The sequence below is a fragment of the Sporomusa acidovorans genome (genome assembly GCF_900101845.1).
In the GTDB taxonomy this organism is placed as follows: Bacteria; Bacillota; Negativicutes; order Sporomusales; family Sporomusaceae; genus Sporomusa; species Sporomusa acidovorans.
Genome location: NZ_FNAM01000126.1, coordinates 1 through 1,043 on the forward strand (window position 1 = coordinate 1; position 1,043 = coordinate 1,043).

Genomic DNA, 1,043 nt, shown 5'->3' on the forward strand with positions numbered 1-1,043 from the left:
GATTTTCCATCTTCTTCACCTCATTGCCTTATATTTTCTATTTCTCTCTTTTTTCCTCTTTTTTTATAACTTATTTTTCATGAACATCCCCTGATGTTGTAATAAAGTACGATTGACATAAAGCGAAGAATATGATAATCTATAAAAGTCGCTGTGATGGCGGTACTAAGCTGAATACCAAAAGTTACAAGTTGCAAATAAGAAGTAACTATGGTATTATATAATTCCTTCAGTTAACTTTTAATTAATGACCTACTAGCTCAGTCGGTAGAGCACCTGACTTTTAATCAGGGTGTCCCGCGTTCGAGTCGCGGGTGGGTCACCATAAGCAGCGAACCAAGTTCTCACGAGCCGATAGGCGAAATGAGAACTTGAGTGAGTCGCTTATTTTCGAGCGGTAGCGAAGAACATCCTAGTACTAGTTAATAGGGAACATCCTTGAAAATTCCAGCCTTTTTTAAAAACGGGAAATTGCGGTACTGTAATGACAGTATTGAGGAAAGTCCAGACTGCCACAACCTGAGATGGTTGTAGTGTTCGTGCCCATTGCAAAATGGGGCAGAGCTTCGCTCTGACGACGGCGAAATCGACTCTCGCAGCCGAAAGTAGTCATAAAGTGCACAGAGAATGAGTAGGCTGGTGACAGCCTAGTGAAAAGTGGTAAACTCCACGAGGCAGAAACCCGAATTTTGGTAGGGGAACTTCCTGTAGGGAATTAAACCGAAGGGGAGAACGCATATAATGCGTTAGATAAATAATTTCCTAAAACAGAAACTGGCTTACGGTTTTTAACGAAGGCTGTAATAATATAAAAAAGACTCCGTAGCTCAGCTGGATAGAGCGTTTGACTACGAATCAAAAGGTCGCAGGTTCGAATCCTGCCGGGGTCGCCATATAAGCAGAGAGTCCAAGAAGACGAGCCGAAAGGCGAAGTCTGATTGGTGCGAATCGCTTAGTTCCAAGCGTAAGCGCGGAACATCCTATAATAAAATTCCGGAGGGATTCCCGAGTGGCTAAAGGGAGCAGACTGTAAATCTGCCGTC

General features: G+C 43.0%; 2 tRNA genes and 1 other RNA gene. All 3 read left to right on the forward strand.

From position 1 onward, the window contains the following. Window positions 1–249 precede the first annotated feature (249 nt). The 3 genes from BLR65_RS28845 to BLR65_RS28855 all read left to right on the forward strand — a co-directional run bounded on the left by BLR65_RS28845 (window position 250) and on the right by BLR65_RS28855 (window position 893). Window positions 250–325: transfer RNA gene (locus tag BLR65_RS28845), tRNA-Lys, on the forward strand. A 134-nt stretch (window positions 326–459) separates the two neighbouring features. Next, window positions 460–787: RNase P RNA component class B (gene rnpB / locus BLR65_RS28850), an RNA gene on the forward strand. A gap of 29 nt (window positions 788–816) precedes the next feature. Continuing rightward, a tRNA-Arg gene (locus BLR65_RS28855) sits at window positions 817–893 on the forward strand. Window positions 894–1,043: the final 150 nt, after the last annotated feature.